Source organism: Pseudomonas sp. NBRC 111127, assembly GCF_001320345.1.
Lineage (GTDB): Bacteria > Pseudomonadota > Gammaproteobacteria > Pseudomonadales > Pseudomonadaceae > Aquipseudomonas > Aquipseudomonas juntendi.
The window spans coordinates 14,242-37,062 of record NZ_BCBD01000042.1 but is presented as its reverse complement, the minus strand read 5'-3'; the positions used below and the strand labels follow the sequence as shown (position 1 = coordinate 37,062).

29 protein-coding genes are annotated in these 22,821 nt (G+C 62.6%); 16 read left to right on the top strand and 13 right to left on the bottom strand.

Translation table 11 applies throughout. The features are described 5' to 3' along the window. Nucleotides 1-324: copper chaperone PCu(A)C (locus tag APH30_RS10635; RefSeq protein WP_054912502.1), on the top strand; the 324-nt coding region annotated here is incomplete at its 5' end. Between the two features lie 32 nt (nt 325-356). On the opposite strand, the gene APH30_RS10630 is transcribed toward APH30_RS10635, so the two are convergent. From APH30_RS10630 to APH30_RS10595, 8 genes are all read right to left on the bottom strand, one after another. Beyond that, the gene (locus APH30_RS10630) at nt 357-584 is read right to left on the bottom strand and encodes a hypothetical protein (RefSeq protein ID WP_029884913.1); all 228 of its coding nucleotides are present in this window, start codon (nt 582-584) and stop codon (nt 357-359) included. A gap of 72 nt (nt 585-656) precedes the next feature. After that, nucleotides 657-1,490, bottom strand: a complete 834-nt coding sequence (locus APH30_RS10625; protein ID WP_054912501.1) for an AraC family transcriptional regulator — start codon at nt 1,488-1,490, stop codon at nt 657-659. Beyond that, nucleotides 1,487-1,801, bottom strand: coding sequence for an AzlD domain-containing protein (locus tag APH30_RS10620; protein ID WP_009685903.1), 315 nt, complete (start codon nt 1,799-1,801; stop codon nt 1,487-1,489). Before APH30_RS10620 ends, APH30_RS10625 begins: the two co-directional genes overlap by 4 nt. Further along, nucleotides 1,798-2,490, bottom strand: a complete 693-nt coding sequence (locus tag APH30_RS10615; protein WP_054912503.1) for an AzlC family ABC transporter permease — start codon at nt 2,488-2,490, stop codon at nt 1,798-1,800. The genes APH30_RS10620 and APH30_RS10615 overlap by 4 nt, the downstream gene beginning before the upstream one ends. A 121-nt stretch (nt 2,491-2,611) precedes the next feature. Next, nucleotides 2,612-3,307, bottom strand: a complete 696-nt coding sequence (locus tag APH30_RS10610; RefSeq protein WP_029884916.1) for a hypothetical protein — start codon at nt 3,305-3,307, stop codon at nt 2,612-2,614. A 139-nt stretch (nt 3,308-3,446) separates the two neighbouring features. Further along, a complete protein-coding gene (locus tag APH30_RS10605) occupies nt 3,447-4,526 on the bottom strand; it encodes a hypothetical protein (protein ID WP_054912500.1) in 1,080 nt (359 codons plus the stop codon). 39 nt (nt 4,527-4,565) lie between these two features. Continuing rightward, the gene (locus APH30_RS10600; RefSeq protein ID WP_054912499.1) at nt 4,566-5,204 is read right to left on the bottom strand and encodes a LysE family translocator; all 639 of its coding nucleotides are present in this window, start codon (nt 5,202-5,204) and stop codon (nt 4,566-4,568) included. Between the two features lie 2 nt (nt 5,205-5,206). Then, nucleotides 5,207-5,995, bottom strand: a complete 789-nt coding sequence (locus tag APH30_RS10595) for a YqcI/YcgG family protein (protein WP_054912498.1) — start codon at nt 5,993-5,995, stop codon at nt 5,207-5,209. 160 nt (nt 5,996-6,155) lie between these two features. Here APH30_RS10595 and APH30_RS10590 point away from each other — a divergent pair, with 160 nt between their 5' ends. Together APH30_RS10590 and APH30_RS10585 are read left to right on the top strand one after the other, a co-directional pair. Continuing rightward, nucleotides 6,156-7,076 carry a LysR substrate-binding domain-containing protein gene (locus APH30_RS10590; RefSeq protein WP_029884919.1) on the top strand — a complete coding sequence of 307 codons (921 nt, stop codon included), beginning with the start codon at nt 6,156-6,158 and terminating at the stop codon, nt 7,074-7,076. Between the two features lie 117 nt (nt 7,077-7,193). Then, nucleotides 7,194-7,685 (top strand): GNAT family N-acetyltransferase, encoded by a 492-nt coding sequence (locus APH30_RS10585; RefSeq protein ID WP_029884920.1) that lies wholly within the window; start codon nt 7,194-7,196, stop codon nt 7,683-7,685. A gap of 52 nt (nt 7,686-7,737) precedes the next feature. Here APH30_RS10585 and APH30_RS10580 read toward each other — a convergent pair whose 3' ends face one another. Next, nucleotides 7,738-8,826: an asparaginase gene (locus APH30_RS10580; RefSeq protein WP_009685895.1), complete on the bottom strand. Its 1,089-nt coding sequence runs from the start codon at nt 8,824-8,826 to the stop codon at nt 7,738-7,740. Next, on the bottom strand, nt 8,823-9,224 hold the full coding sequence (locus APH30_RS28705) for a hypothetical protein (RefSeq protein ID WP_156326429.1): 402 nt from the start codon (nt 9,222-9,224) through the stop codon (nt 8,823-8,825). The genes APH30_RS10580 and APH30_RS28705 overlap by 4 nt, the downstream gene beginning before the upstream one ends. On the opposite strand from APH30_RS28705, the gene APH30_RS10575 reads away from it, so the two are divergent. From APH30_RS10575 to APH30_RS10545, 7 genes are read left to right on the top strand one after another with little or no spacing between them, the layout of a single operon-like run. Further along, complete coding sequence (locus APH30_RS10575; protein WP_054912497.1) at nt 9,223-10,176, top strand: sugar ABC transporter substrate-binding protein; 954 nt, start codon at nt 9,223-9,225, stop codon at nt 10,174-10,176. The two genes, APH30_RS28705 and APH30_RS10575, sit on opposite strands and share 2 nt — an antisense overlap. 26 nt (nt 10,177-10,202) lie before the next feature. Beyond that, entirely contained in the window at nt 10,203-11,756 is a 1,554-nt protein-coding gene (locus APH30_RS10570; protein WP_054912496.1) for a sugar ABC transporter ATP-binding protein, read from the top strand. Beyond that, on the top strand, nt 11,753-12,745 hold the full coding sequence (locus APH30_RS10565; protein WP_047149979.1) for an ABC transporter permease: 993 nt from the start codon (nt 11,753-11,755) through the stop codon (nt 12,743-12,745). Before APH30_RS10570 ends, APH30_RS10565 begins: the two co-directional genes overlap by 4 nt. Before the next feature lie 4 nt (nt 12,746-12,749). Next, nucleotides 12,750-13,772 (top strand): LacI family DNA-binding transcriptional regulator, encoded by a 1,023-nt coding sequence (locus APH30_RS10560; RefSeq protein WP_029884924.1) that lies wholly within the window; start codon nt 12,750-12,752, stop codon nt 13,770-13,772. Between the two features lie 15 nt (nt 13,773-13,787). Further along, nucleotides 13,788-14,696, top strand: a complete 909-nt coding sequence (rbsK, locus tag APH30_RS10555; RefSeq protein WP_054912495.1) for a ribokinase — start codon at nt 13,788-13,790, stop codon at nt 14,694-14,696. Further along, on the top strand, nt 14,693-15,091 hold the full coding sequence (gene rbsD, locus APH30_RS10550; protein ID WP_009685887.1) for a D-ribose pyranase: 399 nt from the start codon (nt 14,693-14,695) through the stop codon (nt 15,089-15,091). Before rbsK ends, rbsD begins: the two co-directional genes overlap by 4 nt. 59 nt (nt 15,092-15,150) lie before the next feature. Then, nucleotides 15,151-16,152, top strand: a complete 1,002-nt coding sequence (locus APH30_RS10545) for a nucleoside hydrolase (RefSeq protein WP_029884926.1) — start codon at nt 15,151-15,153, stop codon at nt 16,150-16,152. Here the strand turns inward: APH30_RS10545 and APH30_RS10540 are convergent. Beyond that, nucleotides 16,124-16,336 (bottom strand): hypothetical protein, encoded by a 213-nt coding sequence (locus APH30_RS10540; RefSeq protein ID WP_009685885.1) that lies wholly within the window; start codon nt 16,334-16,336, stop codon nt 16,124-16,126. The two genes, APH30_RS10545 and APH30_RS10540, sit on opposite strands and share 29 nt — an antisense overlap. 275 nt (nt 16,337-16,611) lie before the next feature. Between APH30_RS10540 and APH30_RS10535 the strand changes: the two genes are divergently transcribed. After that, nucleotides 16,612-16,941, top strand: coding sequence for an I78 family peptidase inhibitor (locus tag APH30_RS10535; RefSeq protein ID WP_009685884.1), 330 nt, complete (start codon nt 16,612-16,614; stop codon nt 16,939-16,941). Between the two features lie 602 nt (nt 16,942-17,543). On the opposite strand, the gene APH30_RS10530 is transcribed toward APH30_RS10535, so the two are convergent. Next, nucleotides 17,544-17,756 (bottom strand): cold-shock protein, encoded by a 213-nt coding sequence (locus APH30_RS10530; protein ID WP_003250656.1) that lies wholly within the window; start codon nt 17,754-17,756, stop codon nt 17,544-17,546. Between the two features lie 162 nt (nt 17,757-17,918). Beyond that, complete coding sequence (locus APH30_RS10525) at nt 17,919-18,224, bottom strand: hypothetical protein (protein ID WP_009685883.1); 306 nt, start codon at nt 18,222-18,224, stop codon at nt 17,919-17,921. A gap of 334 nt (nt 18,225-18,558) precedes the next feature. Between APH30_RS10525 and thrS the strand changes: the two genes are divergently transcribed. The 5 genes from thrS to pheS all read left to right on the top strand — a co-directional run bounded on the left by thrS (nt 18,559) and on the right by pheS (nt 22,797). Next, the gene (thrS, locus tag APH30_RS10520; RefSeq protein ID WP_009685881.1) at nt 18,559-20,481 is read left to right on the top strand and encodes a threonine--tRNA ligase; all 1,923 of its coding nucleotides are present in this window, start codon (nt 18,559-18,561) and stop codon (nt 20,479-20,481) included. Then, nucleotides 20,481-21,032, top strand: coding sequence for a translation initiation factor IF-3 (infC, locus tag APH30_RS10515; RefSeq protein ID WP_012052879.1), 552 nt, complete (start codon nt 20,481-20,483; stop codon nt 21,030-21,032). Before thrS ends, infC begins: the two co-directional genes overlap by 1 nt. 60 nt (nt 21,033-21,092) lie before the next feature. Then, nucleotides 21,093-21,287 carry a 50S ribosomal protein L35 gene (gene rpmI / locus APH30_RS10510; RefSeq protein ID WP_003250667.1) on the top strand — a complete coding sequence of 65 codons (195 nt, stop codon included), beginning with the start codon at nt 21,093-21,095 and terminating at the stop codon, nt 21,285-21,287. A 27-nt stretch (nt 21,288-21,314) separates the two neighbouring features. Continuing rightward, nucleotides 21,315-21,671, top strand: coding sequence for a 50S ribosomal protein L20 (rplT, locus tag APH30_RS10505; protein WP_003250671.1), 357 nt, complete (start codon nt 21,315-21,317; stop codon nt 21,669-21,671). Between the two features lie 109 nt (nt 21,672-21,780). Next, complete coding sequence (gene pheS / locus APH30_RS10500; protein ID WP_009685880.1) at nt 21,781-22,797, top strand: phenylalanine--tRNA ligase subunit alpha; 1,017 nt, start codon at nt 21,781-21,783, stop codon at nt 22,795-22,797. Nucleotides 22,798-22,821: the final 24 nt, after the last annotated feature.

Sequence of the window (22,821 nt, the reverse complement as noted above, 5' to 3'; positions counted from 1 at the left end):
GACAGCAAGCTGGTGAGCGTGGCGTCGCCAGTTGCCAAGACCGTTCAGGTGCACGAAATGACCATGAACGGCGATGTGATGGGCATGCGTGAGGTGAAGGCTGTCGAGCTACCCGCGGGCAAAGCCGTTACGCTGGACCCAAATGGCCTGCATGTGATGCTGATGGGCCTGAACGGCCAGATCAAGGAAGGCGAGAAAGTACCGCTGAGCCTGACCATCGAAGACGCCAAAGGCGCCAAGGAAACCGTGGAAGTGCAGGCTGAAGTGCGCGCGCTCACCGCCGAGGCGGGCGGCGGCCACGACCACATGCACATGCAGCACTGACAGGTTTCAGCAAGGTAGCCTTGGCGCGCCGGTCAACTGCGAAACTTGGGCAGTGGCCGGTCGAGGGTCAGCGAGGTCAAGGTCTTGCGGACTTGCGCCTCGTCGGCTTCCAGCGCCCGTAAACTCGCGCGAATCTTGCCTGCGGCGGGCACATCGCCCTGCCGGTCGATCCAGTCGGCAATCTCCTTGCACGCGCTACTCAGGCAGGCCTGGCGCTGGTTCATCAGCGACAGTAGGGTGGTGAGCTCTCTTTGGGACATGGCAGGATCCTCCGTTCAGCCCTGTTAGTGTAGCAGTGGCTAGGCGGCCTGCCTGTGGCGAGGTGCCACAGCTCAGCCCGGCCGGCAGGCGCTGCGATAGACGCCCGGCGGCACGCCGTAGGCCTGCTTGAACTGCCGGCTCAGGTGGCTCTGGTCGGCAAAGCCCAGGTCGAACGCGACCTGCGACGCCACCAGGCCGTTTTTCAGCATTTCCCGTGCACGGGCCAGGCGCCGCTGTTTGAGCCAGGCATGCGGCGGCAGGCCGGTAGCCTGGCGAAACACCCGGGCGAAGTGAAATGGCGACAGGTTGACCGCCGCCGCCAGCGCCTCCAGCGAAGGCGGGTCGGCCAGCCGGCTTTCCAGCAGTTCGCGCGCGCGGGCCACTGCCAGGGGCTCTTGGCCGGGGGGCGAAGGCGCCGCGCATTGCCCATGGCGCTGCACCAGCGCCAGCACCGCCTGGCGCCAGGCCGTCTGTTGCTGCAGGGCGCTGGCACCGGCTTCGGACAACTGGTGCAGTTGGCTGAATGCAACGGCCAGCGCCGGGTCTTGGATCACGCTGGCCTTGAAGCTGGGCATGCCGTGACGCCCCAGCTCCAGTTCCTCGAGCACCCCTGTGACCCGTTCATGGTCGGGGTAGAAACCGCGATAGCGCCAACCTGCTTCGTGAGCGGTGGCGCCGGTGTGCAGTTCGTCCGGATTGATCAGCACCATGCTGCCGACCGGTGCCAGGTGCTCGCTGCCGCGGTGCCAGAAACGCTGGGCGCCGGACTCGATCACGGTGAACACATAGCCCTCGTGAACGTGCGGGGCGAAGCGCTGCTGAACGTAACGCGCGTGCAGCATCTCGACGTCGCCCAGCGCTGGCGCCTGCCAAAGGTGTGTCTGCTCGCGCAGTGCCCCGCTCATGCCAGCCAACTGCGCAAGAGGAAAAAGATCAACATGCTCACCAGCATGCTCAGCACTACGCTGCGGGTCAACAGCACCAAGGTGATGGCCGCCAGTGAGCCCAGCAGGTAGGGGTTGAGCAGGCTCAATTCGAGCTGGTGCTCGGGCAGGAAAATGATGGGGCCGCAGATGGCCGTGAGCATGCCCGGCACGGCAAAGCCCAGAAATTGCCGCGCGTTGGAGCTAAGCCGTAAGGGCAGGCGTGGTTCCAGAAACGCGTAGCGGTTGAGAAACACGATGGCCCCCATGGCAAAAATCAGCACCCAGGTCATGTGCGTGCTCCGGCAAATTTCTGGCAGATGAAACCGGCGCTCATGCCCAGCAGCCCGGCGGCAACCAGGGCGGTCTCCCAGTGCCAGTAGCTGAACAGTACCGAGCAGACCAGCGACACGGCTACGCACGCCAGCGTGGCGAGGTTGCGCACCAGTGGCGCGATCAAGGCCACGAAGGTGGCGACGATGGAAAAGTCCAGCCCGTACTGGTCCAGGTGTGGAATGCTCTGGCCCAGCAGGATACCGGCCAGGGTGAACAGGTTCCAGGCAACGTAGAAGGTCAGGCCCACCCCTAACGCGTACCAGCGGTTGAACTGCTGCTGGTCGTACTGGCTGGTCAGGGCGAAGAATTCGTCGGTCAACAGAAAGCCCAGGCCCAGCCGCCAGCGCAGCGGCTGGTTGGACAGCACTGGGCGCATCGACAGGCCATACAGCAGGTGCTGTGAGGTCAACAGCAAAGTGGTCAGCAGTATCGATGCCAGGTTGGCGCCGCCCTTGAGCATGCCGATGGCCACCAGTTGCGCGGCGCCGGCAAAGACGATGGCCGACAGCCCTTGGCCCTGCCAAGGGCTTAGGTTGGCCTCGATGGCCATCGACCCGGCGAGCAGGCCCCAAGGGGCGACGGCAAGGGACAGCGGCAGGATGGCGATGGCGCCGTGGAGAAAGGCTTGGCGAGCAATGGTGGGCATGGTGTCTGCAATGCGTTTACAGGGCAGGCCAGCATGCCAGACGGGCAGGGGGTTGGCTTGAACGATCTTGCTGGTCGACAGCGCTTTTGGCATGGGCGCCCGTAATGCCCCCGGGCACCGGCTAGGGGTGCCGGGTCAGGTGTTGCTGCGCTGTCACGCAGCCATTGATGTCGACCGCCTTCTGCAGCAGGCTCAACCGGTGCTGTGGGTCCAGTTCGCTGAGCAGGCGGTACACCTCGGCCTGGTAGTCACGCTGGCGCCCCCACAGCATTTCCAGGCCTTGTGGCTGGTTGCGTCGGCAGGCCAGGTGAGTGGCAGGCTGCGGGTAATAGGGGGCGTACACGGTGGCCATGCTGGGGATGGCCTCCAGGGCTGTGCGGTAATCGCTACTGGCATTGTAGGGCTGGCACCAGGTGGCGATGGCCGGTGCGGGTGCGGCAAAGCCCTGCTTGAGGCTGGCTTCGAGCAACGGGCAGGCAGCTTCAGGGATCTGCGCCGCGGGAAGGTAGGTCATGTAGTACAGGGCCAACCGGTACTGGGCGACCGGGTGGCCCAGCTCGACCGACTTTTTCAACAGGGCCACCGCTGTAGGCAAGGTGTGAGCCATTGCCTGCCCCTGGCGGCTGAGCTCCGGGTCGGCGCCCAGCGACGTGCGCAGGGTGCTGCTTCCTTCTTCCTGATTGTCGGCCTGTTCCAGCAATGGCAACGCCTGGCGGTAGAGCAGGTCGGCATGCGGGTCGATATTAACCTCCAGCGCCTGGGCAGCCAGCGGCAGTAACGCAACCAGCAGCGCGGGCAGGCGCATGGCCAGGCTCACAGGTGAACCCCATGGGCGGCCAGGTAAGAGTGCACGGTTTCGACGGTCATGGCGGTCAAGCATTGCGCCTCGGGGAAATCGGAACGACCACGTATTCTAGCCAGCCAAGGGGGCTGGCCGAAAGGCCGCTGTGCAAATGTCAGACGAGTCTGATAGGGGTGACATTACGTTGGGCGTGTTTTTCCTGGGCCAGGCCCAGCTTGGCGGTGATCACCTTGGCCAAGGCATTGTTGCCCAGGTCGTTCAGGTGCAGGCGATCGATGAACAAATCTGCCCCGAACACGGGCGAGCTGCTGAGCATGCCGTTCATGTCGTAGCAGGGGACCGGATCGGCCTGGCTTTTGATGCGGCGGAAAAACGCCGAGTGCAGTTGGCTGTCGAACGCGCCTTCGAGCAGCCGGTCGAAGTTGCCCGGCTGCTGCTCCAGTGCCGCCAACATGGCCTGTTCACCGGCAGGCAGGGTTTCCCGGCACCAGGGCAGCAACGGCTGCAGGATGAAGGTCAGGGTGGCATGGCTGTCGGCCAGCAACCGGTCCCACTGCCGCAGCGTGCGGCCAATGGTGTCGGCGGCGCGGGCCAGGCGCTTCTCCGGGGCGGATAGCGGCCAACTGCCCACGGCTTCGGCTGGCGGCGGCGCCAAGGCTTGACCAATGCGCCGCCACAACGATTGCCGGCGGGCGGCGGTGGCAGGCTGCAGGCCTTCGCTGAAGCTGTTTAGAAAGTCCTGGTAAGCCTTGCCATGGGCCGCTGCGGGGCTGGCGAGCACTTCGCACAAGGCTTCGTGGGCCAGGCTGTTCAGGCCGCTGAGTACGACCACGTGGCCGAGCTGGCCCAGGCGATGCTGGTGGGTCAGGAACAACAGCAGCTCCTGGCTGGCATTGAGCCCGCAGCCGGCCAGGCTCAGCCAGACTTCGCCAGTGAGCATCGACAGGTGCGAAGCCACGGTGTGCTCGTCGGAGCTGGCGCCGATGCCCAGGGCTGTCGAGCCACCCACCAGCAAGTTGATGCGCGAAGCCCCGCCACGCTCGCCCGCAGAAAAGCGCTTGCCGGCGCAATGGCTGTAGCGCAGGCCCAGGGCATCGGTGTTGATGGTGCCGGAGCGGTAGCCGGTTTCGTGCACATGCACGGTGTGTGGCGCACGGCGGCTGCCGCGCAGCAGAAAGCGCTGGTAGTCCTGTGGCAGCGGCGAAGGAGTCGGGCTGGTGCGGGTGGTGTTCATGAATGCTCCTTCAATGGCGCCGTAGGGTGCACAGCAGTTTCAGGCCGCCAGTTCTTTCAGGTTGTACAGCAGGCCGCCTGCGGCGATCAGCAGCAGCGCCACGCCGGACGCCAGGCTGATGACCCGGTTACTACGCTGCGAGGCGATCTTGCCGATGGCGAAGATGTACAGGCTGAGCACGGCGAAGTCGATGGCCACCCAGAGCAGCGACAGGACCACCATGCTTTTGCCGAACGACTCGGTGATCTGGATGAACTGCGGGAAGAAGGCGATGAAGAAGATGATGTCCTTCGGGTTGGAAATGCCCACCATGAACCCTTGCAGCAGCCCGCCACGGCCGGGCTTGGCCGCCTCGTCCGGGGCCACGTTCGAGGCCGCAGCAGCCGGCGCCTGCAGCGCCTCGCGCAGGGTACCCACGGCAATGTGGCCGATGAACAGGCAGCCCAGCAGGCTCATGATGTTGAGCCAGGTCTTGTCGATGGCCGCGCTGGTGAGGATGATCCAGGCGGCTGCGCCAATCAGCACCAGGGACGCCCAGTTGGTGCCGACGGCGGTGAACATGGCCTTGCGCGAGCCCGAAGCGGCCGCAGTGTTGACGATCAGTGCCACCACTGGGCCGGGCGTGGCGATCAGCAGCAGGACGGTGAGGGCATAAGTGGCGGTGAGTGCGGTATTCACGGTCAGTTCTCGATCAGTATGTCGGGTGTCGGCTGGTGTGCGGTGTGGGTATGAAACGGGCAGCGCGACGGGTTCAGCGAACCTGCCTCCTGCAGCTGGTACTGCTTCCATTCGTAGTTGTCGGCATCGCCAAAAGCGCCAAGGGTGTTGGGCACGACGCCATCGTTGTAGTGGTGTACCCGCTCGCGGATGCGCGCGCGGATGCGCCGGCCGCTTTCGCTGCTGGTGTCGGCCACTTCGTCGAAGTTTTCCCGGGGGTTGATGACGAAGGTGATGTGCTGGCCCAGGTTGCGGCTTTTCATGCGCTGGTGGCCGGGGAAGTTCATGTTGATGAACAGCGGCATGCCGGCGTAGCAGAACGACCAGCCGGTATCGGCGGGGTCGGTCGGTATGCCCTGTGGCCAGGGGTGGGGGTCGCGCGCATGCACCCCGCGCAGCACCTTCCAGGCCAGCGCCTGCTGTTCGCTCAGGCTGCTGTCGGCTGCCGTCTGCAGAAACACCACCAGTGGGCTGCCGATGCGCTGCCGGGGTGTGACAGGTGCGATGAGGCGCACATAATCGGCCAGGCCCTGTGCGATATCATCCGCCAGTTGCTCGGCGCGTGCGAACAGGATGTAACAGGTTTCGCCGTTTACCGCCTTGCGGCCGAACAGGCACGGAAATTCGGGGTTGGCGAGAATGGTGCGAAATTGTTCTACGGTGGTGTACGTCCAGTGTTGCATGTCATGACCATGTTCAGCGGCGAGCTCTAGCGCATCCAGGCGATAGCAATTTCCATATCCCGTAAACATGATTTCCCCAGGCGTGAATTTAAATGAACGTTCCAGTCATATGCAGGCAGGATCTTGGTTATATTTGTTTTTTACCTGCATTTTCCGAGACGCACTTCACGTTGTAAAACGCGTGGAACTATGACCTACTATTAGTCTCACTCATGCTCGGGATATCGCCATGTCGGAACGCATCCAGGCCCTGCACGCATTGCGTGCCTTCGAGGTGGCGTCACGCTATGGCTCCTTCACCCGTGCGGCCGAGGAGCTTGCCTTGACCCAGGGTGCAGTCAGCCACCACATCAAGACCCTCGAAGCCATGTTTGGTTGCGACCTGTTCGAGCGCCGTGGGCCCAAGCTGAGCCTGACCGAGCATGGCCGTGTGCTGGCCCAGGAACTGAAAGTGGGCTTCAAGATCATCGAAAATGCCTGCGCGTTGTTGCGCCAGGACCGTTATGGCTTGCGCCTGAAGGCGCCTTCCACGCTGACCGTACGCTGGCTGTTGCGGGCGCTGGATGCGTTCAAGAAGCACGAAGACCACTGCAGTGTGCAGCTGTCGAGCGTGTGGATGGACATCGACAGCGTCGACTTCTATTCCGAGCCCTACGACTGCGCCATTCTTCTGGCCAGCGGGCGCTTCCCTGCCGACATCGACAGCTTCAAGCTGTTCGACGAGTGGCTGATACCGGTATGCCACCCCGATTACATGGCGCAAGCGCAGCCAGCCCTCAGCGACCTGCCGCAGTGCGAGTTCCTGCACCCTTCCCCTGACCGGCGCGACTGGCGGCGCTGGTTGGCGCGGATGGACGCGCTGCACATCAGTATCGACCAGGGGCAGGTATTCGACACGCTGGACCAAGGCATTTCGGCTGCCCAGCAGGGCCTGGGCATTTCGGTCGTCGACCTGGTACTGGCCAGTGCCGACCTGGCGGCCGGGCGCCTGGTTACGCCATTCAAGCATGCCGTGGCCACCGGCGACGGGTACTACATGACCTGGCTCAAGGCCAGCCCCAAGGCGCGGCAGATGCACAAACTGCGTGACTTCCTGATGGGCCAGGTGCCGCCGCTGGCCTACAAGGATATCGACTACCTGTACGGTTGAGCCGTACTGCTTCGCGGTGGCAGAGCGCTGTGGCCAAAGTGCCTTGCAACGGCTGCGCGCATGCCAGCCAGCGGTTTAGAATGGCCGGCTTGCCATTTTGTTACCCGGAGCCTGCCCATGAGCAACCTGCAATTCCGCCAGCCCGTCATGACCGACGCCGAGCGCTGCTACCAGATTGAGGTGAGTGCCTACGAGGGCGACGAGGCGGCCACCCTGGAAAAGATCCGCACCCGTATCAGCCAGTACCCACAAGGCTTCCTGTTGCTCGAAGAGCAGGGCGGCATCGTGGGGTTCATCAACAGCGGCTGTGCCCATGCCGTGGTGATGGCTGACGAGGCGTTCAAAGAGTTGGTCGGGCATGACCCGCTGGCAGCCAATGTGGTGATCATGTCGGTGGTGGTGGACCCCGCGCACCAGGGCAAAGGCTACGCCAAGCGGCTGATGGACGAATTCATTGCGCGGACCAAGGCGCAAGGCAAGCAGACCATTCACCTGATGTGCAAGGAGCAGCATGTCGAGCTGTACCGCAAGATGGGCTACCAGTACGTTCGGCCTTCGCCCTCCGACCACGGCGGCATGGCCTGGCACGAAATGGTCATGGCCCTCTAGGCAACCGTGAAGCGGGCCTCAGCAGCCTGTGGCTGCTGAGGTTGCTGGGGTATCAGTACTCCCAGAAGATCCGCTGCAGCTCCTTGCTGTCCTGGGTCTTGGTCATCGCCACCATGGCCAGAATCCGCGCCTTCTGCGGGTTCAGGTCGTGTGCCACCACCCAGTCGTTCTTGTCATCTGGCTGTTCGGCGTTACGCAGCACGAGGCCACCCTGGTTGACGTGCGACGAGCGAATGATCTGCACACCCTCCTTGCGCAGTTCCTGCAGCGCCGGCACTACCCGTGAAGACACCGAGCCATTGCCGGTACCGGCGTGGATCAGCGCCTTGGCGCCATGTTGCGCCAACGCTTTGTAGGCGGTGTCGGTCACGTTGCCATAGCCATAGGCAATGTCCACCTGCGGCAGGCTGCTGATCTGTTTGATGTCGAACTCGGAGTTGACCGTGTGACGCTTGGCCGGCAGGCGGAACCAGTACGACTTGCCTTCCACGACCATGCCCATTGGCCCCCAGGCGCTCTTGAACGCTTCAGTCTTGATGTTGACGGCCTTGCTCACGTCACGGCCAGACTGGATCTCGTCGTTCATGGTCACCAGCACGCCCTTGCCTCGCGACTGCTGGTCGCCGGCCACGGCCACTGCGTTGTAGAGGTTGAGCATGCCGTCGGCGGACATGGCGGTGCCCGGGCGCATCGAGCCGACTACCACGATTGGCTTGTCGGTCTTCTCGACCAGGTTGAGGAAGTAGGCGGTTTCTTCCAGGGTGTCGGTACCATGGGTGATGACGATACCGTCCACATCCTTGCTGTCGGCCAGTTCGGCGACGCGTTTGGCCAGCTTCAGCAGGTCATCGTTGCTGATGCTTTCCGAGGCGATCTGCATCACCTGCTCGCCGCGCACATTGGCGATGTCGGCGAGCTCCGGCACGCCGGCGATCAGCTTGTCCACCCCCAGCTTGGCAGCCTGGTAGGTGGCGCTGTTGGCGGCGCTGGCGCCAGCGCCGGCGATGGTGCCACCGGTGGCGAGGATGACCACGTTGGCCAGTTTCTGCCGGGTTTCGGCTTCCTTGGCCGAGGCGGCGGTGGGCAGGACCAGCAGCAGGGCGAGGGCGCTGGGGGCAAAGGTTTTCAGTGCGGCATTCATCGTTCTTGTGCTCTCTTCCAAATGAGATGGTTTTTGAATCGCGCAGCTTGCAAGGCATCTTTCATACCAGCTTGCGCGCGCAGTGGTGCAGGCACCGCTTTGTGTTGCAGTGCTGTGCGCAGCAGCCCCGAAACCACGGCCGCAGTGCAGGTTGGAGCAGGTGCAGTGCAGCCCGGCGCGAACCAGGGTGCGTTGCGGGGGTAGTGTTCCATTCGAGAATCCGAACAGGCGTAGGAAAAGGTGTTCGGTTTTGCGGAAAGATTCTGGATAATCAGCGCCAACGGTTTCGGCCGCTGACCTGAAAAACGGATTTGACAAACCCTGGTACTGTTTCCATAGTTACGTACCGCAAACGTTTGCGATCCGATAAAAAAACAAGATTCGGAGTCATCGTCCATGAAACTGCCGTTCCCCGGTCGTCTGCTGGCCCTCGCTGTCGTTTCCTCACTCTCCCTTGCCTTGCCGTTTTCTGCCGCCCACGCCGAAGACAAGCCCAAGGTCGCCCTGGTCATGAAATCGCTGGCCAACGAGTTCTTCCGCACCATGGAAGACGGTGCCAAGGACTACCAGAAAAGCCACGCCGCTGAGTTCGATTTGATTGCCAACGGCATCAAGAACGAAACCGACACTGGCGAACAGATCCGCATCGTCGAGCAAATGGTCAACGCCGGCGCCAAGGCGCTGGTGATCGCCCCGGCCGATTCCAAGGCGCTGGTATCAGCGGTTAAGAAAGCCATGGACAAAGGCGTGGTGGTGATCAACATCGATAACCGCCTGGACCCAGAGCTGCTCAAGAGCAAAGGCATCAGCGTGCCCTTCGTCGGCCCTGACAACCGCAAAGGCGCGCGTATGGTGGGCGAGTACCTGGCCCAACAGAAGCTCAAGGCCGGTGACCAGGTGGGCATCATCGAAGGGGTGCCAACCACCACCAACGCCCAGCAGCGCACCGCAGGCTTCAAGGACGCCATGGAAGCCGCCAAGATGAACATCGTCTCGGTCCAAAGCGGTAACTGGGAGATCGACAAAGGCAACGCCGTCGCCGCTTCCATGCTCAACGAATACCCCGACCTGAAGGCCCTGCTGGCCGGTAACGACAGCATGGCGCTGGGTGCGGTTTCGGCTGTGCGTGCCGCCGGCAAGGCGGGCCAGGTGCAAGTGGTCGGCTATGACAATATCAACGCCATCAAGCCGATGCTGGCCGATGGCCGCGTGCTCGCCACCCTTGACCAGGCCGCCAGCCAGCAAGCCGTATTCGGTATTCAAGCCGCATTGAAAATGGTCAAGGGCGAAAAGCCTGACGTGGATGCCGACAACGTCATCCAGACCCCAGTCAAGCTCGTTACCAAGTAGCCCCGACCCTGCCAGGAGAACCGGCCATGCCTGCATCGGCCAATGAAGTGGTGCTCGCTGCCAGCGGCCTTGGCAAGACCTATGCCCAGCCGGTTCTGGGCGAGGTCAGCCTGAACCTGCGGGCCGGCGAAGTGCTGGCCCTGACCGGCGAGAACGGTGCGGGCAAGAGCACGCTGTCCAAGTTGATCAGCGGCCTGGAAACCCCCACCACCGGGCACATGACCTACCGCGGCCAGGCCTATGCCCCCGCCAGCCGCAGCGAGGCCGAGCGCCTTGGCGTGCGCATGGTCATGCAGGAACTGAACCTGCTGCCAACCTTGACCGTGGCGGAAAACCTGTTTCTCGACAACCTGCCCAGCCGTTTTGGCTGGATCAACCACAAACGCCTGCGCCAGTTGGCCACGGCGGCCATGGCCAGGGTCGGGCTCGATGCCATCGACCCGGATACCCCAGTCGGCGAACTGGGTATCGGCCACCAGCAAATGGTCGAAATCGCCCGTAACCTGATCGGCGACTGCCACGTGCTGATCTTCGACGAACCTACCGCGATGCTGACCGCGCGTGAGGTGGAGCTGCTGTTCACCCAGATCGACCGCCTGCGCGCGCGCGGGGTGGCCATCGTGTACATCTCGCACCGCCTGGAAGAACTGCAGCGCGTCGCCCAGCGGATCGTCGTACTGCGCGACGGCAGGCAGGTGTGTGACGAGCCCATCCAGCGCTACAGCAGCGCCGAACTGGTCAACCTCATGGTGGGCCGCGAACTGGGCGAACACATCGACCTGGGCCGGCGGCAGCTTGGCGCACCCTTGCTCAAGGTCGAGCGGCTTACCCGCAGCGACAAGGTGCGCGAGGTATCTTTCGAGGTCAGGGCGGGGGAGATATTCGGCATCTCCGGCCTGATCGGCGCGGGCCGCACCGAGTTGTTGCGCCTGATCTACGGCGCCGACCGTGCTGACAGCGGCAGCATCGCATTGGGCCAGCCACCGCAGCCGGTGACCATCGATTCGCCCAAGGCGGCCGTGCGCGCAGGTATAGCCTTGATCACCGAAGACCGCAAAGGCGAGGGCCTGCTGCTGAGCCAGTCGATCAGCGCCAACATTGCCTTGGGCAACCTTGGCGCCGTGTCACGGGCCGGCGTGCTCGACGGCGAGGCGGAAAGGGCCTTGGCCGAGCGCCAGATCCAGGCCATGCGTATTCGCAGCGCTGGTGCGCAACAGGTGGTTGGCGAGCTGTCTGGTGGCAATCAGCAGAAGGTCGTGATCGGCCGTTGGCTGGAGCGCGACTGCCAGGTGCTGCTGTTCGACGAGCCCACCCGGGGCATCGATGTCGGTGCCAAGTTCGACATTTATGGCCTGCTGGCCGAGCTGGCACGCCAAGGCAAGGCCCTGGTGGTGGTGTCCAGCGACCTGCGCGAATTGATGTTGATCTGCGACCGCATCGCCGTGCTGTCTGCCGGCCGCCTGATCGACACCTTCGACCGTGAGCACTGGACGCAGGATCAACTGTTGGCGGCAGCCTTTGCCGGTTATCAGAAACGTGACGCTCTGCTGCATGAGGCAGCCCCCAGGATGGACGTATGAAAACCACACCGCTCGACAGCCAAGGCGCCGCCGTGCGCCGCAACGGTTCCTATTATGGCCTGGGCACCTACCTGGGCCTGGCCGGCGCCTTGCTGGCGATGATCGTGCTGTTCTCGTTCCTCAGCAGCCACTTCTGGTCGTACAACACTTTCAGCACATTGGCCAACCAGATCCCGGACCTGATGGTACTGGCGGTCGGCATGACCTTCGTGCTGATCATCGGCGGTATCGACCTGTCCGTGGGGTCGGTGCTGGCCCTGGCCGCGTCGACGGTGAGCGTGGCCATGCTCGGTTGGGGCTGGGGCGTGCTACCCGCCGCGCTACTGGGCATGGCCGTGGCTGCGCTGGCCGGCAGCATCACTGGCAGCGTGACCGTGGCCTGGCGCATCCCGTCGTTCATCGTCTCGCTCGGCGTGCTGGAAATGGCCCGTGGCCTGGCCTACCAGTTCACCGACTCGCGCACCGCCTATATCGGCGATGCCTATGCCTGGTTCTCCGACCCGGTCGCCTTTGGCATCTCGCCAGCGTTCATCATCGGCTTGCTGGTGATCGTGCTGGCCCACCTGGTGCTGACCCGCACGGTGTTCGGCCGCTACCTGATCGGCATCGGCACCAATGAAGAGGCCGTGCGCCTTGCAGGTATCGACCCACGGCCCTACAAAGTGCTGGTGTTCGCGCTGATGGGCCTGCTGGCCGGGCTGGCTGCGCTGTTCCAGATTTCCCGGTTGGAAGCGGCCGACCCGAATGCCGGCTCTGGCCTGGAACTGCAGGTCATTGCCGCCGTGGTGATCGGCGGCACCAGCCTGATGGGCGGGCGTGGCTCGGTCATCAGCACCTTCTTCGGCGTGCTGATCATTTCCGTGCTGGCCGCGGGGCTGGCGCAGATCGGTGCCAGCGAACCGACCAAGCGCATCATCACCGGGGCGGTGATCGTCATTGCCGTGGTGCTCGACACTTACCGTAGCCGGCGTGCAGGCCGGCGGAACTGACAACATGGCAACCATCAAAGATGTCGCGGCATTGGCGGGTATTTCCTATACCACGGTGTCCCATGTATTGAACAAGACCCGACCGGTCAGCGAGCAGGTGCGGCAGAAAGTGGAAGCCGCGATTGTCGAACTCGACTACGTGCCCAGTGCCGTGGCGCGTTCGCTGAAGGCTCGTAGCACGGCGACCATCGGCCTGTTGGTGCCCAGCAGCGTGAACCCTTATTTTGCCGAGCTGGCGCGGGGCATCGAGGATGCCTGTGAGCGTAACGGCTATTGCGTGATTCTGTGCAACTCCGACGACAACCCGCAAAAGCAGCGCAGCTACCTGCGCGTGTTGCTGGAAAAGCGCATTGACGGGCTGGTGGTGGCGTCGGTGGGCGAGGACAGCGACCTGCTGCAGAGCCTGGCCGGCGTACGTACGCCCATGGTGATCGTCGACCGCGAGCTGGAAGGGGTGGACGCTGACCTGGTGCGCATCGACCATGAGCACGGCGCTTACCTGGCGACCCAGCACCTGCTGGCCCTGGGGCACCGCGACATCGCCTATATCGGCGGCCCCGCCGATACCGGGGTAACCCAGCTGCGCCTGCGCGGCTTTCATCGGGCCATGGCCGAGGCGCAGGCGCCGGTGCACAGTGACCGTGTGCTGCACTGCGACTTCACCAGCCCGGGCGGCCATGCCGCCGCTGCGCAAGTGTTGCAGGGGCGGCGACCTACGGCCATTTTTGCGGGCAACGACATGATCGGTTTCGGCGTGCTGCGCGCTGCCGCCGAACGCAATATCAACGTGCCCGGCGAATTGTCGGTGATCGGCTTCGACGACATCGAGCTCAGCCGCTACGTGTACCCGCCGTTGACCACCGTGGGCCAGTCGATCCGCGAACTGGGCGAGAGCGCTGCCTCGCTGTTGCTGGCGCGCATCGGCACACCCCGGCAAGGCATGGCCGAGCAACGCATCGTCGCCCCGCGCATTGTCTTGCGCGAATCCACCGGGCCGCGCCCGGACCTGTTCAACGATTACCGCTAACGCTAAGGAACTGTCATGAATGCCAAGGTTGTGGTGGTCGGCAGCCTCAACATGGACCTGGTGGTCCGCGCCCAGCGCTTGCCTCGCGCCGGCGAAACCCTGCCCGGTGAGCGTTTTTTCACGGTGCCGGGCGGCAAGGGGGCCAACCAGGCCGTAGCGGCTGCGCGCCTGGGCGCCAGCGTGGCGATGATTGGCAATGTCGGCGATGACGATTATGGCCGCCAGTTGCACCAGGCATTGTCCGCAGAAGGCATCGACTGCCAGGGCGTCAGTACCTGCCCCGGCGTGTCCAGCGGTGTAGCCCTGATCACCGTGGATGCCGCCAGCCAGAATTGCATTGTCATCATCCCCGGCGGCAACGGCCTGCTGACGCCGCAGTCGGTGCAGCGCTTCGAGGCGTTGTTGCAGGCTGCGCAGGTGGTCATCTGCCAGTTGGAGGTGCCGGTCGAGACGGTGGCCTGGACGCTGAGGCGGGCGCGTGAACTGGGCAAGCAGGTGATCCTCAACCCGGCGCCTGCCACCGGCCCGCTGCCTGCGCAATGGTTCGCGCTCATCGATTACCTCACCCCCAATGAAAGCGAGGCCGAAGCGCTGACCGGCATTGCGGTGACCGACCAGGCGAGCGCGCAGCTTGCCGCAGAGCGCTTGCTGCAGGCGGGGGCGGGCAAGGTGATCGTCACGCTGGGCGCGCAAGGGGCGTTGCTGGTAACGCCCGAGGGGCACCAGCATTACCCCGCACCGGTGGTGCAGCCGCTGGACACCACTGCTGCTGGCGACACCTTCATTGGCGGCTTCGCTGCGGGCCTGGTGCGTGGCCTGGAGGAGGGCGAGGCCATCGCCTTCGGCCAGCGTGCTGCGGCGCTGTCGGTGACACGCGCTGGCGCGCAGCCATCAATCCCTTACCTGGCGGAGCTGGTGCCATGAAGAAAACCCCGCTGCTGAACGTTGCCCTTTCGCGCACCATCGCCGGCATGGGCCATGGCGATATCCTGGTGATCGGCGATGCGGGCCTGCCGGTGCCGCCAGGCGTGGAAATGATCGACCTGGCGATCACCCCTGGCTTGCCGGACTTCGCCAGTGTGTTGCGCGCCGTGCTGAGCGAGCTTCAGGTGGAGCGGCATGTGCTGGCCGAAGAAATGCAGAAAGTGGTGCCGCCAGCGCTGGTCGAACTCGAGCGCCTGAAGGGCAAGTTGGGCAAGCGCGAATGGCTTAGCCATGAAGCATTCAAGGTGCTGTCGCGCAGTGCCCGGGCGGTGGTGCGTACCGGTGAGTGCCAGCCCTACAGCAATATCGCGCTGGTTTCCGGCGTCACGTTCTGAGCCGTTGACCAGCCGCCGCGTCGGCCGTTTTCCACCAAAGGCAACAGGAGTGCCATTCCATGCTCAAGCCCTGGCTTCAAGGACTCGCTTTCATGCTCACTGCCACCAGCTTGCAGGCTGCCCCCATCGACCTGATCATCGACACCGACCCCGGTGCCGACGACGTGGTCGCCTTGTTCCTGGCCCTGGCCTCGCCAGAAGAACTCAATATTCGCGCCATCACCACCGTGGCCGGCAATGTGCGCCTGGATAAAACCTCCCGCAACGCGCGCCTGGCGCGCGAATGGGCTGGCCGCGAAGACATCCCGGTTTACGCGGGGGCCGGCCGGCCGCTGGTGCGCGCACCTGTTTATGCCGCAGAAGTGCACGGCGAAGAAGGCCTGGCCGGCGTTCAAGTGCATGAGCCGAAGGCCCCGCTGGCCGCCGGCAACGCCGTGCAGTACCTGGTAGACACCTTGGCGGCCGCCAAGCCGCACAGCATCACCGTGGCCATGCTCGGCCCACAGACCAACCTGGCCCTGGCGCTGATCCAGCGCCCGGAGATTGCCAAGGGCATCAAGGAGGTGGTGGTCATGGGCGGCGCCCACTTCAACGGCGGCAACATCACCCCAGCGGCAGAATTCAACCTCTACGCCGACCCCCATGCAGCCCAGGTGGTTCTGGCCAGCGGGGTGCAACTGACCTATCTACCGCTGGACGTCACCCACAAGCTGCTGACCAGCGACGCCCGGCTGCAGCAGTTGGCCGCGGTGAATACACAAGCCAGCAAGCGGGTGGTGGACATTCTCAACGTGTACATCAAGCACGACATGGCGTTGTACGGCATGCCCGGCGGTCCGGTGCATGACGCCAGCGTCATTGCCTACTTGCTCAAGCCCGAACTGTTCAGCGGCCGGCGCATTCACCTGAGCATCGACAGCCGCGAAGGCCCGACCTTTGGTCAGACCGTCGCTGACTGGTACGGCGTGCTCAAGCAGCCGGCCAATGTGCTGTGGGTGGAGCAGGGTGACGCCCAAGGCCTGTTCGACCTGCTTAGCGCCCGGTTGGCGCGGCTGCAATAGCTGCGTGCGGGGCGTAGCGCTCCAGCACCTGCTCGATGAAGCTGCGTGCTGCTTCGGGGCCGCGGTCGCGCACCAGCAGGTCGATGCCGATCAACAGCAACTCCTCTGGTGTGCCAGGGCTGTACGCACTCTGGCCCTCGGCCCACTTGACCTTGATATCGGCATCGATGGTGTGGCTGCTCATGAAAAGCTCTCGCTAGGGGCCCGGAACGAAGGGGTGAACACTTGACCCTGGTGTTCGATGGAGGCGGGATGCACTCCACTTCTTGCAGCAAATCATGGCTTTGCGCCAGTGACCGTGCGCGCTAAGCATATGGCAAACGCAGCGGGTTGTGCAAAATCCGGTCACGATTGCTTTTCCCCCTCATTGATCGAGTTCAGGCAGACTTGACCGGTTTTGCAACAAATGATGAGCGGAACTGTCGGATCAGACATTCCCATACCGATTTAGGAGGCTTCATGTTCCGTACCCGTGCTTACCTGGCAACCCTGGCGATGGCTGCTGTCCTGGCTGGTTGCAGCACTGGTGGCGATGCTGGTGGTAATGCCGGTGGGGCTGCACCGGCTGCGCCGGCCGGCAACGACGGCCGCTGCGATGCCAGCGGCGCAGACTTTGCCATGGGCAAGCAGGCCAGTGCCGAGTTGCTGGAGCAGGCGCGCAAGGCCAGTGGTTCGCAAATAGCGCGTATTCTCAAGCCGCACGACGTGGTAACCCTGGAGTACCGGTCCGAGCGCTTGAACCTTAACGTCAATGAGCAGGGTGTGGTCAACCGCGTCAACTGCGGCTGATTCAGCTCGTAGGAGCGGGTTTACCCGCGAAAGGGCCGGCCCTGCTGGCCAGTTTCTGCCAAGTATTGTGCGCTGCCGGTACCACCGTATTCGCGGGTAAACCCGCTCCTACATCGATCGATGATACCGGCCCGGGCCCGCAGGCCTACCGGCCCCCCCGTCTGTTGTAGGAGCGGGTTCACCCGCGAAAGGGCCGGGCCTGCTGGCCAGGTTCTGTCAGGCATTGTGCGTTGCCGGCACCACCGTATTCGCGGGTGAACCCGCTCCTACATCGATCGATGATGCCGGCCCGGCCCCGCAGGCCTACCGGCCCCCCCCGCCCTTTGTAGGAGCGGGTTTACCCGCGAAAGGGCCGGGCCTGCTGGCCAGGTTCTGCCAGGCATTGTGCGTTGCCGGCGCCACCGTATTCGCGGGTGAACCCGCTCCTACATCGATTGATGATGCCGGCCCGGGCCCGCAGGACTACCAGCCAAATCGCCGGGGCCGCTGCGCTGCCCATCGTGACACAAGGCCGCTTATACAAAAAAATGCAGCGCCATCGGCCTGGGTCGCGCCCATAAAAAAACCCGCCACGAGGGCGGGTTTTTTTACAGCTATCCGAATTACTCCGGACGAACCTGTGCAGCCTGCATGCCTTTCTGGCCGCGCTCGGCGACGAAGGAAACAGTCTGGCCTTCTTTCAGGCTCTTGAAGCCGTCAGATTCGATGGCTTTGAAGTGAACGAACAGGTCGTCGCCGCCGCCTGCTGGGGTGATGAAGCCGTAGCCTTTCTCATCATTGAACCATTTGACGGTGCCTTGTTGGCGATTGGACATGGGTGAATCTCCAGAACATTTAGTTTTTTCGGTGGTGCAATGCGGCCGAGGCTACGGAGCACGGGACGTATCATAGTCCATTTCTGCGCATCTAGCGCTTTTTACCTTCGCCGGATATTGATCCAGCTCAAAGATTTACCGGCCGACTTTGGCTTTAAGGTTTCAGCCCTTTGGTGCGCAGGCCTGTTTCACAACCGTTTGCGCTTTCTGCATCAGCTTGGCGTCCACGCCATCCTTGCTGTCCAGGTCGGCAATTTCGGCATCGGTGAAGTTCTTCTTGATGGCTTGGGCGCCACAGTCGCAGTGTTTCTTCGCAGTTGCAGCATCAACGCCCTGGCCGCTGGCCACCTGCGTGCACTGGGCCATGTAGCCGGCCTCTTTCCCCGGTGGGAAGTTGCCAGCGTTCGCGGCTACCGGCAGCAGCAGGGCAGCAGTGGCCGCCAGGGCCAGAAGAGACGGAACTCGCATAACCAGTTACTCCTTGGGTTAAGGTCTCATCAAGAGTAGGTTGCTTCCCAAAGTCTGATAGGGCTTTTTCCGGGTTAGTTCACCCCAACCCCGCAATTTCCAAATATTTCTGCCTGCGGTGCAACCCGCGTGCTAGCATGCTCGGCTTGTGTTCGCGCCTTTGCCGGGCGCAGCCATTTTTCTTTCCAGTCACTCTGGTTCGTCCCTCGCAAGCCGAAAGGCTTCTGCCACTGTGAGGCAGGCTTCCTTTGCAGGAAGGCAGGTCGGATCTTGTACTGGCTCATCCCAACCCACGTGACCTTTGGTAGGGGTCACCACTAGGAGAGGAGGCGCCATGCCCGTTATTACTCTTCCCGATGGCAGTCAGCGTTCGTTTGATCACGCCGTATCCGTAGCCGATGTCGCCGCATCCATTGGTGCAGGCCTCGCCAAGGCCACCGTGGCCGGTAAGGTCGACGGCAAGCTGGTCGACGCCTGCGACCTGATCAGCCACGACGCCACCCTGCAGATCATCACCCCTAAAGATGCAGAGGGACTGGAGATCATCCGCCACTCGTGCGCCCACCTGGTTGGCCACGCGGTGAAGCAACTGTACCCGACCGCCAAAATGGTGATCGGCCCGGTGATCGACGAAGGCTTCTATTACGACATCGCCTACGAGCGCCCCTTCACCCCTGAAGACCTGGCCGCCATCGAAAAGCGCATGATGGAGCTGATCGACAAAGACTACGACGTGGTCAAGAAGGTCACCCCGCGCGCCGAAGTCATCGACGTTTTCACCGCCCGTGGCGAAGACTACAAGCTGCGCCTGGTCGAAGACATGCCGGACGAACAGGCCATGGGCCTGTACTACCACGAAGAATACGTTGACATGTGCCGTGGCCCGCACGTGCCCAACACCCGCTTCCTCAAGGCTTTCAAGCTGACCAAACTGTCCGGCGCATACTGGCGTGGCGATGCCAAGAACGAGCAGTTGCAGCGCGTGTACGGCACCGCCTGGGCGGACAAGAAGCAGCTGGCAGCCTACATCCAGCGCATCGAAGAAGCCGAAAAACGCGACCACCGCAAGATCGGCAAGCAGCTCGACCTGTTCCACCTGCAGGAAGAAGCCCCAGGCATGGTGTTCTGGCATGCCAACGGCTGGACCGTCTACCAGGTGCTCGAGCAGTACATGCGTGGCGTGCAGCGCGAAAACGGCTACCAGGAAATCAAGACCCCGCAGGTTGTCGACCGTATTCTGTGGGAGCGTTCCGGCCACTGGTCCAACTACGCCGAGAACATGTTCACCACTTCGTCGGAAAGCCGCGACTACGCGGTAAAACCGATGAACTGCCCGTGCCACGTGCAGGTGTTCAACCAGGGCCTGAAAAGCTACCGCGACCTGCCGCTGCGCCTGGCCGAGTTCGGTGCCTGCCACCGTAACGAGCCATCCGGTGCCCTGCACGGCATCATGCGCGTACGTGGCTTCGTACAGGACGACGCACACATCTTCTGCACCGAAGAGCAGGTGAAGAAAGAAGCAGCCGACTTCATCAAGCTGACCCTGGACGTGTACAAGGACTTCGGCTTCAGCGACATTGCCATGAAGCTGTCCACCCGCCCGGCCAAGCGTGTCGGTTCCGAAGAGCTGTGGGACCGTGCCGAAGGTGCACTGGCCGACGCCCTCAACGAATCCGGCCTGGAGTGGGAATACCAGCCAGGCGAAGGTGCCTTCTACGGTCCGAAGATCGAGTTCACCCTGCGTGACTGCCTCGGCCGTAACTGGCAGTGCGGTACCCTGCAGTACGATCCGAACCTGCCAGAGCGCCTGGATGCCAGCTACATCGCCGAAGACAACAGCCGCGTGCGCCCGGTAATGCTGCACCGCGCCATCCTCGGCTCGTTCGAGCGCTTCATCGGCATGCTGATCGAGCACTACGCTGGCGTGTTCCCGGCCTGGCTCGCACCGACCCAGGCGGTGATCATGAACATCACCGACAAACAGGCCGATTTCGCCCTTCAGGTGGAGAAATCTCTGAACGGTAGCGGTTTCCGTGCCAAGTCGGACTTGAGAAATGAGAAGATCGGCTTTAAAATCCGCGAGCATACTTTGCTCAAGGTCCCGTACCTTTTGGTTATAGGGGACCGCGAAGTCGAAACGCAAACCGTCGCTGTGCGCACTCGCGAAGGTGCTGACCTGGGCTCCATGCCCGTCGCCCAGTTCGTTGAGCTGCTGAATCAAGCGGTTTCCCGGCGTGGTCGCCAAGAATCGGAGTAATGACTATTAAGCGTGAAATGAGAAACGATAAGCGTGCTGTACCGAAGGCCCCGATCAACGAGAATATCTCGGCCCGCGAGGTTCGGTTAATTGGCGCAGACGGCGAGCAAGTTGGCATCGTCTCGATTGATGAAGCGCTGCGTATCGCTGATGAAGCGAAGCTGGACCTGGTAGAAATCTCTGCAGACGCAGTACCACCTGTCTGCAAGGTGATGGACTACGGCAAGCACCTCTTCGAGAAGAAGAAGCAGGCTAACGAAGCCAAGAAAAACCAGAAACAGATCCAGATCAAAGAAATCAAGTTTCGTCCAGGGACGGAGGATGGGGATTACCAGGTAAAACTACGCAACCTGGTACGTTTCCTTACCGATGGGGACAAGGCCAAGATCTCTCTGAGATTCCGCGGCCGTGAGATGGCCCACCAGGAGCTGGGCATGGAGCTGTTGAAGCGGGTCGAAGCCGACCTCGCCGAATACGGCACCGTTGAGCAGCATCCTAAGATGGAAGGACGCCAGCTTATGATGGTCATCGCCCCCAAGAAAAAGAAATAATCTCCCGGGCACGGCAGGCCTGATGATTATGTGTAATTTTATCGAATGCGGAGTTCCAACATGCCAAAAATGAAAACCAAGAGCGGTGCTGCGAAGCGCTTCCTGAAGACTGCTTCGGGCTTCAAGCACAAGCACGCTTTCAAGAGCCACATCCTGACCAAAATGTCGACCAAGCGTAAGCGTCAACTGCGCGGTGCCAGCTTGCTGCACCCGTCCGACGTGGCAAAAGTCGAGCGCATGCTGCGCGTACGTTAATTCTGGTTAAGATAGAGGAAGTTACTCATGGCTCGTGTTAAGCGCGGCGTTATCGCTCGTAAGCGTCACAAAAAAATTCTGAAGCTGGCTAAAGGTTACTACGGTGCACGTTCGCGCGTATTCCGTGTAGCCAAGCAAGCGGTCATCAAGGCTGGCCAATACGCCTACCGCGACCGTCGCCAGAAGAAGCGTCAGTTCCGCGCACTGTGGATCGCTCGTATCAACGCCGGTGCCCGCACCAACGGTCTGTCCTACAGCCGTCTGATTGCTGGCCTGAAAAAGGCTTCGATCGAAATCGACCGTAAGGTTCTGGCCGATCTGGCAGTGAACGAAAAAGCGGCGTTTGCTGCGATTGTCGAGAAAGCTAAAGCCGTTCTGGCTTAAGTACCCGCGACAATCACCCGGCGGCGCTCGCGGCGCCGGGCATTGAACGTCATCGATAGGGGAAGAGCCTTCAAAGCTCTTCCCCTATTTTCGTATCTGGAGTCTGTACATGGAAAACCTGGATGCGCTGGTCTCCCAAGCCCTAGAGGCCGTGGAGCGCGCTGAAGACATCACTACCCTGGAACAGATCCGGGTTAACTATCTCGGCAAGAAAGGCGAGCTGACCCAGGTGATGAAGACCCTGGGCAACCTGCCAGCCGAAGAGCGGCCGAAAGTCGGCGCGCTGATCAACGACGCTAAAGAGCGCGTTACCGTTGTGCTCAATGCCCGCAAGGCTGCCTTTGAAGAAGCCGAGCTCAGCGCTCGCCTGGCTGCCGAATGCATTGACGTCACCCTGCCAGGCCGTGGCCAGGCCACCGGTGGCCTGCACCCGATCACCCGTACCCTCGAGCGCATCGAGCAGTTCTTCACCCACATTGGCTACGGCATTGCCGAAGGCCCTGAGGTGGAAGACGACTACCACAACTTCGAAGCGCTCAACATCCCCGGCCACCACCCGGCGCGGGCGATGCACGACACCTTCTACTTCAATGCCAACATGCTGCTGCGTACCCACACCTCGCCGGTGCAGGTGCGGACCATGGAGTCCACCCAGCCGCCCATCCGCATTGTCTGCCCGGGCCGCGTTTACCGCTGCGACTCGGATATCACCCACTCGCCGATGTTCCACCAGGTCGAAGGCCTGCTGATCGACCGCGACATCAACTTCGCCGACCTCAAGGGCACCATCGAAGAGTTCCTGCGCGTGTTCTTCGAGAAAGAACTGGCGGTGCGTTTCCGCCCATCGTTCTTCCCCTTCACCGAGCCGTCCGCCGAAGTCGATATCCAGTGCGTGATGTGCTCCGGCAACGGCTGCCGGGTGTGCAAGCAAACCGGCTGGCTGGAAGTGATGGGTTGCGGCATGGTGCACCCGAACGTGCTGCGCATGTCTGGCATCGACCCGGAAGAGTTCCAAGGCTTCGCCTTTGGCATGGGGGCCGAGCGCCTGGCCATGCTGCGCTATGGCGTCAACGATTTGCGTCTGTTCTTCGACAACGACCTGCGGTTCCTGGCGCAATTCCGCTAGGCCCAATCGACGCAATTTTCAGGA